The sequence below is a fragment of the Xenorhabdus taiwanensis genome, assembly GCF_036512875.1.
Lineage (GTDB): Bacteria > Pseudomonadota > Gammaproteobacteria > Enterobacterales > Enterobacteriaceae > Xenorhabdus > Xenorhabdus taiwanensis.
Genome location: NZ_AP028978.1, coordinates 1344653 through 1360262, shown reverse-complemented (window position 1 = coordinate 1360262; position 15610 = coordinate 1344653). Strand labels below are relative to the sequence as shown.

At 40.7% G+C, this 15610-nt stretch carries 16 protein-coding genes, 2 tRNA genes and 1 pseudogene; 7 read left to right on the top strand and 12 right to left on the bottom strand.

Annotated features, from left to right (window positions below):
• Positions 1-4 precede the first annotated feature (4 nt).
• Positions 5-964, top strand: a complete 960-nt coding sequence (locus tag ACE1SE_RS06130) for a hypothetical protein (RefSeq protein WP_374053081.1) — start codon at positions 5-7, stop codon at positions 962-964.
• Positions 965-1052: 88 nt separating this feature from the next.
• Here the strand turns inward: ACE1SE_RS06130 and ACE1SE_RS06125 are convergent.
• A pseudogene (locus tag ACE1SE_RS06125) lies at positions 1053-1157 on the bottom strand (IS1 family transposase); the annotation flags it as partial.
• A 255-nt stretch (positions 1158-1412) separates the two neighbouring features.
• Here ACE1SE_RS06125 and ACE1SE_RS06120 point away from each other — a divergent pair.
• On the top strand, positions 1413-1985 hold the full coding sequence (locus tag ACE1SE_RS06120; RefSeq protein WP_374053080.1) for a hypothetical protein: 573 nt from the start codon (positions 1413-1415) through the stop codon (positions 1983-1985).
• A gap of 109 nt (positions 1986-2094) precedes the next feature.
• On the opposite strand, the gene pgl is transcribed toward ACE1SE_RS06120, so the two are convergent.
• Complete coding sequence (gene pgl / locus ACE1SE_RS06115; protein ID WP_374053079.1) at positions 2095-3087, bottom strand: 6-phosphogluconolactonase; 993 nt, start codon at positions 3085-3087, stop codon at positions 2095-2097.
• A gap of 149 nt (positions 3088-3236) precedes the next feature.
• On the opposite strand from pgl, the gene ACE1SE_RS06110 reads away from it, so the two are divergent.
• Positions 3237-4052, top strand: coding sequence for a pyridoxal phosphatase (locus ACE1SE_RS06110; RefSeq protein WP_374053078.1), 816 nt, complete (start codon positions 3237-3239; stop codon positions 4050-4052).
• A gap of 55 nt (positions 4053-4107) precedes the next feature.
• Here the strand turns inward: ACE1SE_RS06110 and modC are convergent, their stop codons facing one another.
• The 4 genes from modC to ACE1SE_RS06090 all read right to left on the bottom strand — a co-directional run bounded on the left by modC (position 4108) and on the right by ACE1SE_RS06090 (position 6990).
• Positions 4108-5172: a molybdenum ABC transporter ATP-binding protein ModC gene (gene modC, locus ACE1SE_RS06105; protein WP_374053077.1), complete on the bottom strand. Its 1065-nt coding sequence runs from the start codon at positions 5170-5172 to the stop codon at positions 4108-4110.
• Positions 5166-5858 carry a molybdate ABC transporter permease subunit gene (modB, locus tag ACE1SE_RS06100; RefSeq protein WP_374053604.1) on the bottom strand — a complete coding sequence of 231 codons (693 nt, stop codon included), beginning with the start codon at positions 5856-5858 and terminating at the stop codon, positions 5166-5168. Before modB ends, modC begins: the two co-directional genes overlap by 7 nt.
• A gap of 17 nt (positions 5859-5875) precedes the next feature.
• Positions 5876-6646 carry a molybdate ABC transporter substrate-binding protein gene (gene modA, locus ACE1SE_RS06095; RefSeq protein ID WP_374053076.1) on the bottom strand — a complete coding sequence of 257 codons (771 nt, stop codon included), beginning with the start codon at positions 6644-6646 and terminating at the stop codon, positions 5876-5878.
• 209 nt (positions 6647-6855) lie between these two features.
• Positions 6856-6990 (bottom strand): AcrZ family multidrug efflux pump-associated protein, encoded by a 135-nt coding sequence (locus ACE1SE_RS06090; RefSeq protein WP_374053075.1) that lies wholly within the window; start codon positions 6988-6990, stop codon positions 6856-6858.
• Between the two features lie 176 nt (positions 6991-7166).
• Here ACE1SE_RS06090 and modE point away from each other — a divergent pair, with 176 nt between their 5' ends.
• From modE to gpmA, 4 genes are all read left to right on the top strand, one after another.
• Complete coding sequence (gene modE, locus ACE1SE_RS06085) at positions 7167-7958, top strand: molybdenum-dependent transcriptional regulator ModE (protein ID WP_374053074.1); 792 nt, start codon at positions 7167-7169, stop codon at positions 7956-7958.
• Between the two features lie 119 nt (positions 7959-8077).
• On the top strand, positions 8078-9562 hold the full coding sequence (modF, locus tag ACE1SE_RS06080) for a molybdate ABC transporter ATP-binding protein ModF (protein ID WP_374053073.1): 1485 nt from the start codon (positions 8078-8080) through the stop codon (positions 9560-9562).
• Positions 9563-9772: 210 nt separating this feature from the next.
• A complete protein-coding gene (locus ACE1SE_RS06075; RefSeq protein ID WP_374053072.1) occupies positions 9773-10609 on the top strand; it encodes a CPBP family intramembrane glutamic endopeptidase in 837 nt (278 codons plus the stop codon).
• 231 nt (positions 10610-10840) lie between these two features.
• Positions 10841-11593 (top strand): 2,3-diphosphoglycerate-dependent phosphoglycerate mutase, encoded by a 753-nt coding sequence (gene gpmA / locus ACE1SE_RS06070; protein ID WP_074018398.1) that lies wholly within the window; start codon positions 10841-10843, stop codon positions 11591-11593.
• 71 nt (positions 11594-11664) lie between these two features.
• On the opposite strand, the gene aroG is transcribed toward gpmA, so the two are convergent.
• The 6 genes from aroG to pal all read right to left on the bottom strand — a co-directional run bounded on the left by aroG (position 11665) and on the right by pal (position 15581).
• Positions 11665-12717: a 3-deoxy-7-phosphoheptulonate synthase AroG gene (gene aroG, locus ACE1SE_RS06065; RefSeq protein ID WP_374053071.1), complete on the bottom strand. Its 1053-nt coding sequence runs from the start codon at positions 12715-12717 to the stop codon at positions 11665-11667.
• Between the two features lie 241 nt (positions 12718-12958).
• Positions 12959-13678, bottom strand: a complete 720-nt coding sequence (pnuC, locus tag ACE1SE_RS06060) for a nicotinamide riboside transporter PnuC (protein ID WP_374053070.1) — start codon at positions 13676-13678, stop codon at positions 12959-12961.
• A 277-nt stretch (positions 13679-13955) separates the two neighbouring features.
• Positions 13956-14031, bottom strand: a tRNA-Lys gene (locus ACE1SE_RS06055).
• Between the two features lie 31 nt (positions 14032-14062).
• Positions 14063-14138: transfer RNA gene (locus tag ACE1SE_RS06050), tRNA-Lys, on the bottom strand.
• 156 nt (positions 14139-14294) lie between these two features.
• Entirely contained in the window at positions 14295-15047 is a 753-nt protein-coding gene (gene cpoB / locus ACE1SE_RS06045; protein ID WP_374053603.1) for a cell division protein CpoB, read from the bottom strand.
• 33 nt (positions 15048-15080) lie between these two features.
• Complete coding sequence (pal, locus tag ACE1SE_RS06040) at positions 15081-15581, bottom strand: peptidoglycan-associated lipoprotein Pal (RefSeq protein ID WP_374053069.1); 501 nt, start codon at positions 15579-15581, stop codon at positions 15081-15083.
• Positions 15582-15610: the final 29 nt, after the last annotated feature.

Here is a 15610-nt window from a genome sequence, read left to right as displayed (position 1 = left end):
TTTTGTGGTCTTTTTACCAGAAGATGAACATGATATTTTTGAACAGTCAATTCCAAGAGAAATTTTAAAAGCAAAATCATGTAATAAGTATTATTTTGACAATGCTCCCCTTAAGGAAAAAGGAAGATATAAGGAATTTTTATATGGAGATAAAATGCAAGAGCATAAATATAATGAATTTAAGAAAATGAGAAACTTTATAGATGTATTCAAAAAAAAAGAGCATAGTATTGAAGAAAATAACAAATTTAAAAATGACATTTATCGAAGTATGTATAAGGGTATTATGCATGGTGGTGAAATTAATGAACAAAGCATAGAAAAAAGAAATGAAATAAAATCCAAGTTTCGTGAACAAGAAAAATACGAGAGGTTATATAAACGTAATGAAATAGAAAGAGAAGCTGATGTCTATAAAGAGCTATATAATTATGCATTGAAAAATAAAGATGATTTTCTAGCCGGAAATTGCCCTGATTACTGCAATTGTGAGTTTTATTATTTAATACATAACCGTCTTGATAATATCCTGAATTTTTTTAATTCTGGTTTAAAAACCCCTGAACATGTCTATATTCAAATAGTGGGGACTTTAGGAGTACATGACCATGTATTTATAACAATAGGCTCTTTTAATCATAATATGTTTAAACCTATACTGGGGAGGCTATATCACAATCTACCAAAGGAATTATGGGTATGTGATCCTTGGGCAAATATTGTTTGCTCTGCTGAAAAATATAATGATATGTGGAAAAATAAAATGGATAAATGGCATTACATGGGGAAATGTCTTGTGTTAGCAGAAGAACCTATTCCTAATAGTAAAGCAATCCCACCTTCTGCCAAATGCCACTCGCCCTTAAAGAAAAACACATATCTTACAATTCAAAACAGTGTGAAAAAAGTATTTAACCTAGCAGTTATATCACCTGACAAGAACGTAAAAATAATGGCTTTATAACGATATGGAAAGCATAGGATATATCTTAATTAATTGAAATAAATAAAAACATACATTTTTGGTCACGCATTCAATCCGTTGATCTGCCTTAAATATAGTATTCTCTACTCGATAAAGTACTGATAACTTTATCATGCATTTCGGGGGTTTTTGAGTAGCCGAGTGTTTTACGGTTCAAGCGGTTAATTCTGTTATAACGTGTGAGCAATGATACGCTTTGGAGTCATGACCTGAAAAAATAGTGATTTTACATAACTATCAATAGGTTGAATGCGTGACCCATTTATTTATTATATTTACAATAAAAAAAGCATATTAAATGCATTTTCAAACGTCAGTCACTGACAAATATTAATTACCAAAACAGAGGCTATTACATCACCTAAAAACAAATTATTTGATATATTCATGATGAACCCATGCTTATTTAAACAAAGAGGAAAATATCATGAATACAGAAAATTTGTTTACATCTTCCAATAATGAAATACAAAATGTCTTTGAACTATCTCAAAATAGGTATGAGCAAGAAATTTCGCATTACGAAACTCTGGTAAGAGAAAAGCCTGAATTAGCTCATCTGTTTGTTGAAAATATTCAACCAGATTCATTAACCAGTCCAACCCGGAACCAAACAGAATTTGTCAGTGGGTACTTTAACATTAACACATATTATCAATATGGCGGTTTACCCTTTACCCAAATATCTTCTAACTCCACTACCATTGGGCACGAACCCAATATAGGGAAAAAGGCCAATTTCAATGGCTATATTAATGGTGTCTATAACACCCCAATATTGAACTTTAATAATATTCATCTTGGAGGTGTAATCAAATATCCTTACTCCATTATCAATACACCATTAAATATTCAACTCTATATTTATCCAAGAAATATAATTTTACGTCTTTTAAAAGGAAATGTTTATTTAGGCGATTTATATTCTGTACAACAGAATCACATATTAATCACATATCCTATTGTTTTACCGGGTGTCGGAACGTTTAATTTGATTTAATATCAATTACATTAATTTTTTATCTTATTTGTAGCAAATAAGTATTCTCGCCAGTCACATAGCCAAGCTACATGGCTGGCGTGATCACGGTTTATCTTCACCGATATTGCTATGCCACTATTGCCAATATAGTCACCCACATCGGGCCTTTGCCAACCGGATAGCGCGCCAGTTGAGTTAATGCCCCCGAATATTTGTCAATACGCGATACTGAAATATGGTCCGATTTCTGCCCCGATGCGATCAGGAAACGACCACTGTGATCAATGGCAAAACCACGAGGCTGGGTTTCTGTCGGATAATGCCCGACTAATGTCAGGTGATAACCATCTTCTGAAACGCGGAAATGGCTGATTAGGCTCTCTGAACGCTCACTAGTATAAAGGTGCCGACCATCCGGTGTAATGTGAATATCAGCCGACCAACGAACATTGGAAAAATCTGTGGGTAACGAATCAATTGATTGCACAATACGATATTTTTCCCATTGTCGCAGAACATCAATAGTTGAATCCAATTCATTAATGCAATAGATGGCCTGTTTTTCTGGATGGAATGCCATATGACGTGGGCCTGCACCTGCTGCTGTCGTAATTTCATCTGTCCGGCTTTCCGTCAGATAACCCTGCTCATCCAAATTGAAAATACGAATATGATCTTCTTTCAAACAGGGAACCAGCAGTTGACGATTTTCCCGATCAATATTAGCAGAGTGTGGCGCTTGCAGGCCTTCTATAATTTGGCCTGGTGCTTTAACGATCCCATTTTCATCAATAGGATGAACGCTTAAGTTATTAAAGCTGTAAGAAGCAGAAAATAAAAAACGCCCGGCCCTGTCAGTGGATATATGAGTTGGGCTACCCGGCAAGGGTGCAATGGCTTGCTGTTCAAGACACCCATCTGCTCCAATTGTATAAGTTACGATACTAAATTGCGGACGAATTCCTACATATAAGTGTTTACCGTTAGGACTGACAACCATTGGCTGTACTTCACCTGGCACAGTTACGGTCTGAAGAAGCGCAAGTTCCCCTGCCACATTTAGCGACCATACGTGAATTTGTCGGCTATTTGGGCTGGCTGTATAAACCACCTGTTTCATGTTCTCTCCTTAATACTTCATTGCCATTTTATTGATCTGCAAAGACTCTTAAAAAATTTTAACGGCTAAACTGCCTATATGACGGTTTAACTATATTCAACGAACGTATAATATTTTGTTTATATCATAGACAACTTAGAGGCCAATCCATGTCGTATCGCGTTATCGCTCTGGATCTCGATGGAACACTGCTCGATCCACAAAAACGTATTCTGCCAGAATCACTGGCAGCCCTAAATGAAGCCCGCCAGTCAGGTATCAAAGTTTTGATTGTAACCGGACGCCATCATGTCGCCATCCATCCTTTCTATCAAGCACTGCAACTTGATACGCCTGCCATCTGTTGCAATGGAACTTATTCGTATGATTATCATGCAAAGAAAGTTTTGGCCTCTGACCCACTCTCCATCCATGAAGCCTCTCAAGCACTTTCCTATCTGCAAAACACGGAAATTCAGCATCTAATGTATGTTGATGATGCCATTTTATATCAATTTCCTCACACTGTAGTCCGAACCCTTGCATGGTCCGATTCTCTACCTGAACACCAACGCCCTAATATGCAGCAAACAGAGAATTTTCACGATGCAATCCACACTGTAAATTCGATTTGGAAGCTAGCTACCAGCTCATCCGATTTAGTGAAACTACGTGAGATTAGTGACCAAATTGAAGAAAATGTTGGCCTTGAGTGTGAATGGTCATGGTTTGATCAGGTAGATATCGCCAAGAAAGGTAATAGCAAAGGTATGCGGTTACAGCAATGGGTGGAATCGCAAGGCATGAGTATGAAAGATGTGATTGCTTTTGGTGATAATTATAACGACCTCAGTATGCTGGAAAACGTTGGACTGGGCGTCGCTATGGGTAATGGCGTTGATGCCGTTAAAGAACGAGCAGATATTGTCACACGAGATAATACCCAACCCGGTATTGCGGAAATTCTGAGAAAATACGTACTGTAATTCAATTCAATGGGAGCAAATCAGTCCTCTGCTCCCTATATAACGTCCTATATATTTATAAGTGACGATTCAATGAAACACTTTTTATCTGTGCATACAACCATTGCCCTGCCCGCAAATTAAGCTCTTCTCGCGCCCACAGCGTAATTCTTGCCCATAGGCAATGTTCACTCAGTGCTAATTTGACATCAACCTGGCCATTATCTTCAAAAAACTCAATGACTTTGACTTGCAAGATGTTACGGATACTGCTGGCTTTTGGTGGTTCCAGAACCAACGAAACATCGGCTGCATCAATGCGGATACGCAGATCAGTTCCCGGCGAGATATTAACCTGCGGCAACCAAAGAAGTTTGTCAGCCACCGCGACTGCGGTCATTTGATAACGTTGATGGTGCTCCATAACAGACACTTTTAATATGCTGCCCAAACTCTCTTTTTGCAGCCACGGACGCAGTGCACTGCTCGACCAGACCTCTTCTAAGGTTCCTGTCGCCCTGATTTTTCCCTTGTCCATAACAATGACATTCTCTGCCAAACGTAAAATTTCATCCAAACTGTGACTGACATAAAGGATCGGGATTTTGACGTCTTCGGACAATTTTTCAAGATAAGGTAATAACTCGCGTTTACGTGGTAAATCTAATGATGCCAGTGGTTCATCCATAAGCAGGATTTCAGGAGCAGTCAATAATGCACGGCCAATCGCTACCCGTTGTTTTTCTCCACCAGATAACGTGATAGGGAAACGTGACAGCAAATGTTCAATTCCCAGCAGACCAATAATGTTGTCAAACTGGGGTTTCATCTCTGGCGCCATACCGTATTGTAAATTTCCCTTCACGCGATAATGTGGGAAAAGACGTGCATCCTGGAAAACATAACCAATTCGGCGCTTCTCTGGTGACACAAAGATATTTTGTTCTGTATCCACTAAGGTAGCGCCGTTTAAAACAATGCGGCCTTTTTGTGGACGGCTCAATCCCGCAATCACATTGATCAGTGAGGTTTTTCCTGCTCCCGAAAGACCAAATATGGCAGTAATATTTTCCGTGGGTAAAGTGGTATCCACCTGCATGTGCAGCTCACCCAAACGCTGCTCAAAATCCAGCTCTAACATGCCGCCCCCAAACGTTTTCTGCCCCAACGTGTCAACCATTCGGAAAGCATTAATGAAATCAGTGCCAAGACAATGGCAATGACGCACAAACGGGCGGCGGCAGTTTCCGCATCTGGTGTTTCTATCAATGTATACATGGCAAGAGGAATGGTTCGGGTTTCCTCCGGAATATTGGAAACAAAGGTAATGGTGGCACCAAATTCTCCCAACGAACGGGCGAACGCCAATACTGCACCAACAATGATGCCGGGTAATGATAATGGCAGGGTAATGGTGAAAAAGACTTTAAACGAACCTGCCCCCAAAGTACGGGCTGCCTGTTCCAGATGCCGATCAATACTCTCCAATGACAACCGAATGGCCCTGACCATCAGCGGAAAAGCTACCACAGCCGAAGCTAATGCCGCCCCTGTCCAATTAAATGCAAAACTGACACCAAACCAGTCATAAAGGAATTCACCTATGACCCCGCGACGCCCCATGCTGATAAGCAACAGATATCCCACCACCACTGGCGGTAATACCAGTGGCAGATGAATAATGCTGTCAAGCAGGGATTTACCAATAAACTGGCAACGAGCCAGCATCCATGCCATTAAGATCCCAAATGGCAAACTGAATAGCACAGCAATCGCTGAGATTTTTAAGCTCAGTAAAATTGCCTGCCACTCATATTCACTTAACATCTCCAAAAGATCAGTTCCTACAGTGGTCTAAAGCCGTAACGTTTAAAAATGACAGCGGCCTCAGGGGTTTTAAGGTAATCATAAAAATCACGAACTGCCTGTTTTTCATGACCTTTGACTATTGCCATCGGATATTCCACCGGTTGATGGCTTTCAGGTGGAAAAACACCCACAACTTTCACCTTATTGCTGGCAACGGCATCAGAGCCATAAACAATACCCAGCGGGGCTTCGGCTCGTTCTACCAGTGCCATACCACTACGCACATTGTTAGTACGTGCCATTAGTGGATTAACCGTATCCCATGCATTCAAATATTGCAGCGATTCTTTAGCATAAATACCAACGGGTACATGATCAGGATCGCCAACCGCTAATCGCCCTCCTGTCAGCAAAGATTTCCATTTGGTTTCTCGGTTGATCTCAACTTGATCTAAGTTACTTTCTTTAGGCGCAATCAGGACGAGCCGGTTACCCAGCAAGGTATGACGGGTATTTTCGGCAATTAATTGTTTGCCAGCCGCGTAATTCATCCACTGCTGATCGGCAGAAATAAAAATATCGGCCGGTGCTCCCTGAGCTATCTGGCGTGCCAATGTCGACGATGAAGCGTAGGAAGCCACAATATTGCCCCGTTTCTCTTTTTTATACTGTGTCGCAATATCATCTAATGCATTAGTTAATGAAGCCGCCGCAAACACAGTGACTTTATCTGCCGCCCAACCATTTCCGGCAAGCGCAAAAGTGACCACGGCTCCTGCCAGCAACTGATAAACTTTATTTTTCATTTTATACTTACCCAGGATCATCAATATGGTGCGTTGTATATAACAAGATACAACGTTAAATGAAAACGCTATTCTGAGATTAATCGGCAAATTGTGAGTTAGTTTTAGTTTTTATGTTGATCTCAATGCAACAATTACATATGAAAAGTTGCATATAAAGAAAAGGTAGGAATTGATAATTACCCGGATAACCGGGTAATAGAAATAGACTATCGACTGGTATTTTCTGTTTTGGAGATACGATTGAATAATCCTCCAAGCCCGTAAATCAATGCCAAAATAGCCGCCATCACTACGGGGACCATGATCAGTGCAAATCCCATACTTTTAAGCAATTCAAACATGCTAACCTCATATCCTGAGTGACTAACAAATTAACTGGGTCATATCTGAACCTGATATAACACAGATGTTAATTTCGTTATTCTAGACAATAAAACAGTAACAGTAACCGACGAAACGTGCGATTCTTATGGTTCTGTTGTAAAAACTTTCAAATAGTTACCCTAAATAAACCACTATGCAAGCCCAAATATTGTTAACATTGAAATTGCAACAACGCCTGTTCGCCGATCCCAGACGCATTAAGTTGCTTAAACAAATTAAAGTCACTGGTTCTATTAGCCAAGGTGCAAAGCAGGCTGGGATCAGCTACAAAAGTGCCTGGGATGCCATCAATGAAATGAATCAGCTTGCCGATGAGATTTTAGTGGAACGCGCCACGGGTGGAAAAGGCGGTGGCGGTGCCCAACTGACTCATTATGGTGAACGCCTGTTACAACTTTATGACTTGCTGGAGAAAATTCAACAAAAAGCGTTTGATGTCCTGAAAGAGGATTCCCTGCCCTTAGACAGTTTGCTCGCCGCTATATCTCGTTTTTCGTTACAAACCAGCGCCCGAAATCAATTTTTTGGTACGATCATTGAACGTAGCCATACCAGTATTCAACAACATGTTCGTGTTCTGCTGGCTGATGGTAAAACATCAATCTATGCGGCTGTCACGGCACAAAGTGCCAATCGGCTGAATTTAGTTACCGGAAAAGAAGTGCTGGTATTGATTAAAGCATCGTGGATAACCTTAACTAAAGATCATGCTCCTTCTGCTTCATTCGATAATATCCTATCCAGCCAGATTAGCTATATCGAAACAGGAACAGAATACAGTGAAATTATTCTGACACTTGATGGCGGTGAATCCCTTTGCGTTACATTATCTAATCAGGAAATAACGCGTTTGCAGCTCCAGCCTGACGATTCTGTTACCGCACTTTTCAATGCCGATAAAGTGATTATTGCTACCTTATGTTAAATTTGATTACAAAAATAATTACCCCTCAATGAATAACAAACAGCTATACATTGACATTGAACATTATTCCGCTTATTTCTGATGATCCTTTAATTAATGTTGCTTAAAAAGGAAGAAGAATGTCTGAATTGCAAATAACGCAAGGTAGTTTCCGTTTAAGTGACACCCGTATCCTACGGCTACCGTCACTGAAAATTATTTCTGAGGAAAGTTGGGCTTTTGTTGGCACAAATGGCAGTGGAAAATCTTCATTGGCGCGTGCTCTGTCGGATGAATTAATCCAACTGGCAGGTAACCGTCATTGTTCGTTTCGCACACCAATACGCCTGTCTTTCGAACAATTACAAAAACTGATTGATGAAGAGTGGCAACGCAACAATACAGATTTGCTCAGTGAAGGAGAAGAAGATACCGGACGTACTGCCGCAGACATCATCCAACTTCATCATAAAGATAATGAATTGTGTCTTGAATTAAGCGAATATTTTGGTATCAAGGATCTACTCTCACGACGATTCAAATACCTCTCAACCGGGGAAGTCCGTAAGGTGTTGCTATGTCAGGCATTAATGGTAAACCCGGATCTGCTTATCCTTGATGAACCTTTTGACGGGCTGGACAGTTATGCCCGAGATCAACTTTCCCAATTATTAAGTTCTCTGGCTGCAAAAGGTATTACTTTAGTTTTAATCTTAACCCGATTCCATGAAATTCCTGATTTTGTCGAACAAGTCGGTGTATTGGCAGATTGCCACCTGACGCTGGCCGGAAAAAAAGAGTGTATTTTGGCAGAATCTCTCGTGGCACAGTTAACACACAGTGAAGGGCTGAAAAACATCCATCTTCCCGAAACAGATGAATACCAGACTGATGGACAACTTCCAACTGACCAACCGTTGGTGTCAATGCGTGATGTTATTGTCCAATACAATAATAAACCCATTTTGCACGGCTTAAGCTGGCAAGTGAACCCGAATGAACACTGGCAAATCATCGGTGAAAATGGTGCCGGAAAATCGACACTCCTTAACCTGATTACGGGCGATCACCCCCAAGGTTACAGCAATGAGCTAATATTATTTGGCCGTCAACGGGGAAGCGGGGAAACGATTTGGGATATCAAACGTCACATTGGTTATGTCAGTAACAGTATTCATCTGGAGTATCGTGTCAGTACCAGCATTCGAAATGTTATTCTATCGGGTTTCTTCGATTCAATAGGACTCTATCAGGCCGTTTCAGATCGGCAGCAACAGTTAGCCGATGAATGGCTGGATTTATTGGGATTATCGGGAATAACAGCAACTAATCCGTTTCATAGTCTGTCATGGGGGCAACAGCGGCTGGTTTTGATTGCCCGCGCTCTGGTGAAGCATCCCGCTTTATTGATCTTAGATGAACCGTTGCAAGGGCTTGATCCTCTAAACCGCCAGTTAGTCCTGCGCTTCATTGATATCATGATTGCTCATGGTGATACGCAGCTTCTGTTTGTTTCTCATCATCAAGAAGATGCGCCACAGTGCATTACCCATCGCCTGCGATTTATTCCTGACGGTGATATTTATCGGTATGAAACTGAAAATATTTCCGTAGAATCGCTGTGATCTTCATTCTTCGCTCAGTATAGGACTAAGATCCCTCTCTTGATGGAGAGGGTTCCTGTTACCATTCTATTTAATCACTCTTTAATAAAATCAAGTTGTCTTTTTTTGATATTTTTTATTATTATTTTTGAATTTTTTAACCATTACTATAAAATCACCGTCCATTTTTAGATTATTTCATTGGTTTTTTTAAAGATAATAGGGAATTATATGGCTTGGGCATTACTTGCCATTGCATTGGCTCTTTTGGAGAGTCGCCAGAAAATTGCTTTTTTCGTCGCGCTCTTCGCTATCATTGTTGGGATCAGCACTAACATACTTACCTATCCTGCTATAATCACGCTGATAGTGATAACTCTTTTAGGTATGGCATATATTTACTGCCAAAAAAACAGCAAAAAACATTTTGTTCCCAGAACCATAGAATTGTTATTGTTCATCGGTGGTATTTTGCTGTTTGTGCATTACATTCCAGGATTCCATAACCTTAAGTATCTGGATAAAGTGCAGGCAGGCCCGCTCAGCGCACCTTTTTCAATGTATTTCAACTTTGATAAGGCACTGCTGCCATTTATCCTGATATTCTGTATGCCGACTCTGTTCACCAGAAAACCTTTGGTTAATGCCCCTGCTCATGGATGGGCATTATTGATCGCAGCTATTCCAGCATTATTATGGCTTGCAACCGTATTAGGTGGATTATCCGTTGAACTCCATTTACCTAATTGGTTCCCTGCCTTTGTTATTGCTAATCTTTTCTTTGTCTCTTTGGCTGAAGAAGCGCTGTTTCGTGGCTATATTCAACAGAAGCTCAGTCAATGGATGAATCCTTACTTAGCTCTGGTCATTACCTCCCTGCTATTTGGCGCTGCCCATTTTGCTGGCGGTGGTTTGCTGGTGATTTTTGCTACGCTGGCAGGATTAATTTATGGCCTGACCTGGTTGTGGAGTGGGCGTTTATGGGTGGCTGTTGCTTTCCATTTTTCACTCAATCTGATGCATCTGCTATTTTTCACCTACCCAATAAAATCAGTAGTCATGCACTAAACTGAATTCCATTTGATCTGAATTGTCTCCCTCTATTCGGGAACAGTTCAGATCATAAACTCTCCGCTATTCCCCTTCCTTCCAGAGATATAATCGCCGTAATTATCACCAAACATGATTTAAAACAGGAGATACGAGACTATTATTTGCCGTTTTAGCCTATCGCGCCATATAATGCCCGCAGCGATCTTTTTCATTTTGTATTAAAAAGTACTGATAGGAGTTTAAGCTATGGCTGTAACTAAACTGGTTCTTGTAAGGCATGGAGAAAGCGAGTGGAACAAAGAGAACCGTTTTACTGGCTGGACTGACGTTGAATTGTCCGACAAAGGCCGCTCTGAAGCACAACAAGCTGGTCAATTACTGAAAGAAGAAGGTTTTACTTTTGATTTCGCCTACACTTCCGTTCTAAAACGTGCTATTCACACTTTGTGGAACATTCTGGATCAGGTTGATCAGCAATGGCTGCCAGTTGAAAAAAGCTGGAAACTGAATGAACGTCACTACGGCGCATTACAAGGTCTGGATAAAGCAGAAACCGCAGCCAAATATGGCGACGATCAGGTTAAATTGTGGCGTCGTGGCTTCGCTATTACTCCTCCTGATTTGACCAAAGATGATGAACGTTACCCAGGTCACGATCCTCGTTACGCAAGTCTGAAACCCGAAGAACTCCCAGTTACTGAAAGCCTTGCTACGACTATTGAACGTGTTATCCCTTATTGGGAAGAAGTTATCAAGCCACGCGTAGAAAAAGGCGAAAAAGTCATTATCGCCGCTCACGGTAACTCTCTGCGTGCATTGGTGAAGTATCTGGATAATATGAGTGAAGAAGAAATTCTTGAGCTGAATATCCCAACTGCTGTACCACTGGTTTATGAGTTTGATGAAAACATGAAACCTATCAAACACTACTATCTGGGCAACGCTGATGAAATCGCGGCAAAAGCGGCGGCAGTTGCAAATCAGGGTAAGGCGAAGTAATCCTCAAATCGCATACAAGAATGTTAAAAGCCGGATTGATGTCCGGCTTTTTATGGCATTTTTGCGATAAATTAGCTTCTGCGGCTCTGGACGGCCTGAGACAACTGACGCAGTAACGTTTCAGTATCTTCCCAGCCAATACAACCGTCGGTCACACTTTGACCATAAACCAAAGGTTTATCACTCTCCAGATTTTGGTTTCCTTCAACCAGATGGCTTTCAACCATAACACCAATGATCGCATTTTCCCCCCCCGCAATCTGACCGCAGACATCAACACCGACATCCATTTGTCTTTTGAACTGCTTCGCGCTATTGGCATGGCTAAAATCAATCATCACGCGGGGAGCCAAACCCGCTTTTTGTAGTCCTTCTTTAACGGCACTGACATGTTCGGCACTGTAATTAGGCTCTTTGCCACCACGTAGAATAATGTGGCAATCTTGATTGCCTATTGTATTAACAATCGCGGAGTGACCCCATTTCGTGACAGACAAGAAACAGTGCGATGAACTCGCTGAATTAATTGCATCAATAGCGACTTTAATTGTTCCATCTGTGCCATTTTTGAAACCAACCGGACAGGACAACCCCGATGCCAACTCGCGATGAATTTGAGACTCCGTTGTACGTGCCCCTATTGCGCCCCAGCTCATGAGATCTGCCAAATACTGAGGAGTAATCATATCCAGGAATTCACCTGCCGCAGGTAACCCCATATTATTAATATCGAGTAATAATTTACGAGCAGTACGTAATCCGCCATTGATATTAAAACTACAATCCATGCCGGGATCGTTAATCAATCCTTTCCAGCCGATAGTTGTGCGGGGCTTTTCAAAGTAAACCCGCATAATAATTTCCAAATCGGCTTGCAATTCTTCACGTAATTTATTCAAACGTTCGGCATATTCTAATGCCGCTTGTGGATCATGAATTGAACATGGGCCAATCACTACCAATAGACGATCATCTTCACCAATTAAAATATTATGAATAGATTCACGTGCTTTACGAACAGTAATAACGCTATCTTCTGTCGCCGGAAATTTTTCGAGTAATGCAACTGGTGGTAATAATTCCGTTATTTTTCTTATTCTTATATCGTCATTCTGGTAATTCATTATCCTTTCACCTAATACGTTCACAGTCATTTGAAATAATTTTGTGATCTCAATCTAACTGTTAGGCGTTGTTCTGTAAATAATCTTTGTGAGTAAAAATAGAATACTTTTTTATGGGAAATACTATTGAGAGTAAAAATGATGTTAATTCAAATAAATAGACAAATAAGAAAAAAGTGTTTTGTAGAAAAATATTAAATAACAGGCCATAGATTATCTATGGCCGATGATCGCTTCTAATTTACATTTTCTTTTGCTTGTTATCCGCTTGTTTCGCTGCCTTGATCCACAGGCGAGCACCATTCAATGCAATACCTGTCAAAATAATATATTGCAGCGACATCGCCAAAACACCTTGATAATAATAAATCACGACGCTGATAACATCAATGATGACCCAAATCAGCCAGTTTTCTACATGCTTACGCGTCATCAGTATCATTGCCACAATGGATAATACTGTCATCACTGAATCCCAGAATGGGAAAGCATCAGGCTGTAAATCAGGCATGATGATATTAAAGCCTATTCCCTGTAGGGCGAGCACCACCACTTTTGCCATATAACCAAATATTTGATCGATATTAAATGTCATGATCAATATGGCGAAGATGGAAACCGCGGCAACAACAGCCATCTGTTTAGGATTAAGCCACCGGATTTTAAGCTCTATTTGTTTTTGCTCATTGACTCGGCTCCATGCATACCAACCATAGATATTGGCAGCGAAGAAAAAGATTTGCAGAATGAGGCTGGCGTAGAGTTGAATTTGAAAGAAGATGACAGCGAAGAGTGAGACATTAATTAATCCAAACAGGTAATTAATGATTTTCTCCTGACTAGCGAGCCAAATACATAACAGCCCTGCTATCGTACCAATCGCTTCAATATATGAAAGGTTATAGCCATCCGTTCCTAGTGGTATATGCACTAATATGTTATCAATGTTGAAAAAATCCATACTTTCTTATCCTTACCATAAATAATGTTTAGTATATCAATACAACAAACATGAAATTACGAGATAACTAGGCTATTTTGCTCTTTGTTGTTTTACATACTAAACAAGATAGCGAATTTAAGAAAAAAAGTCTTTAATTATTTTAAAGATTTAAAAACGATAAGGAAAAAATGTGAAGTCGGTAATCAACTTATTAAGTTATCCGCTGCGAACGATTAATTAAAAGTCAACTGTTCTACTAACTGAGTTAACGACCTATCTAAGGTGTGTTTCTAGATGGTGGGTCGTGCAGGATTCGAACCTGCGACCAATTGATTAAAAGTCAACTGCTCTACCGACTGAGCTAACGACCCATCTAAGGAATACTTGAAGTGAGAGTTTAGATGGTGGGTCGTGCAGGATTCGAACCTGCGACCAATTGATTAAAAGTCAACTGCTCTACCGACTGAGCTAACGACCCATCTAAACCTGTTTGGCAGTTATCCTTGCCAACGGCGGCTTATATTACTGATTTCTCAGTGTGACGCAACGTTTATTTTAGAAAACTTGTTTAAGTGCTTATTAAGCAGTCAATTACCCCCAAAAAGACCGATATCTGACCTTTCGGGGATAATTATTACATCCCGGAAAGCTTTTTCCCGGCCATTTTTGCTGCATTAGTACCAGGATATTGCTTAACCACCTGCTGATAAACCGCTTTTGCTTTATCCTTTTGCCCCTTTTCCTGCATGATTAAACCAACTTTATACAGGGAATCACTGCTTTTTTGTGACTTGGGATAGTCTTTCACGACAGTGGCAAAATAATAAGCCGCATCGTCTTTCTTGCCTTTGTTGTAATTCAACTGCCCTAACCAATAATTGACATTCGGCAAATACTTAGACTTGGGATAGGTTTTGGCAAAGTTTTGAAATGCGACAATCGCTTTATCATATTCTTTGGTGTTGATAGCCAAAGAAACGGCAGCATCGTAATCACTTTTTTCACTTCCTGTACTCGCCGACGCAGCAGATTGTTTATTCCCAGTAGGTGCCGAGGACGCAACATTACTATTTTCTGGCTCTGAACTCTCTGCACTGGATGGATTGGTGATTTTATCCAATTGCAGATAAAGATCTTTTTGGCGTTCAATGATCTGATTTAATTGATACTGGTTTTCCTGAATTTGACCACGAAGTGTATCGATATCACGTTGAGAATCAGAAAGCTGTTGCTGGAGCTGAGTTAATAATTGACTATGAGCGTCAGAAACACGCTCTAATTGGGAGAGGCGCTCATCGGTGGAGCCTGAGCCGACATTACTGATTGGCGCTCGGGCGGTAGCGGCCCAAGGAGCCGCTACGCCAACCAATAACGACAGACCCAACATATAACGTCTGAAGTTACTGTTCATGCATTACTCTTAGTATACGATCACAGCGCGACGGTTTTTCGCATATGCTGCTTCGTCATGGCCAAGTACAGCTGGTTTTTCTTTACCGTAAGAAACGATAGCAAGCTGATCAGCGGAAACGCCTTTGCCTTGCAGATACATTTTCACTGCGTTCGCACGACGCTCACCCAGAGCAATGTTGTACTCTGGAGTACCACGCTCGTCCGCATGACCTTCGATAGTTACTTTAACAGATGAGTTAGTACGCAGGAAAGCAGCGTGTGCATCCAACATCTGAGCAAATTCGCTGTTAACGTCGTACTTATCGAAACCAAAGTATACGATGTTGTTGTTTTGCAGCTCTTGCATCTGCTGACGTGCTAATTCTTCAGCAGACAGAGTCTTAGAAGAATTATCAACAGTGCTTACACCAGACTGATCATTATTGCCAGTTTTGTTAGAACTACACGCTGCTACGGCCATGATTGGTAAAGCTAACATCAGCCCTTTTAGCACTTTGTTCAGTTGCATCTCTTTGATCCTTTTATAGTTTGCCATAT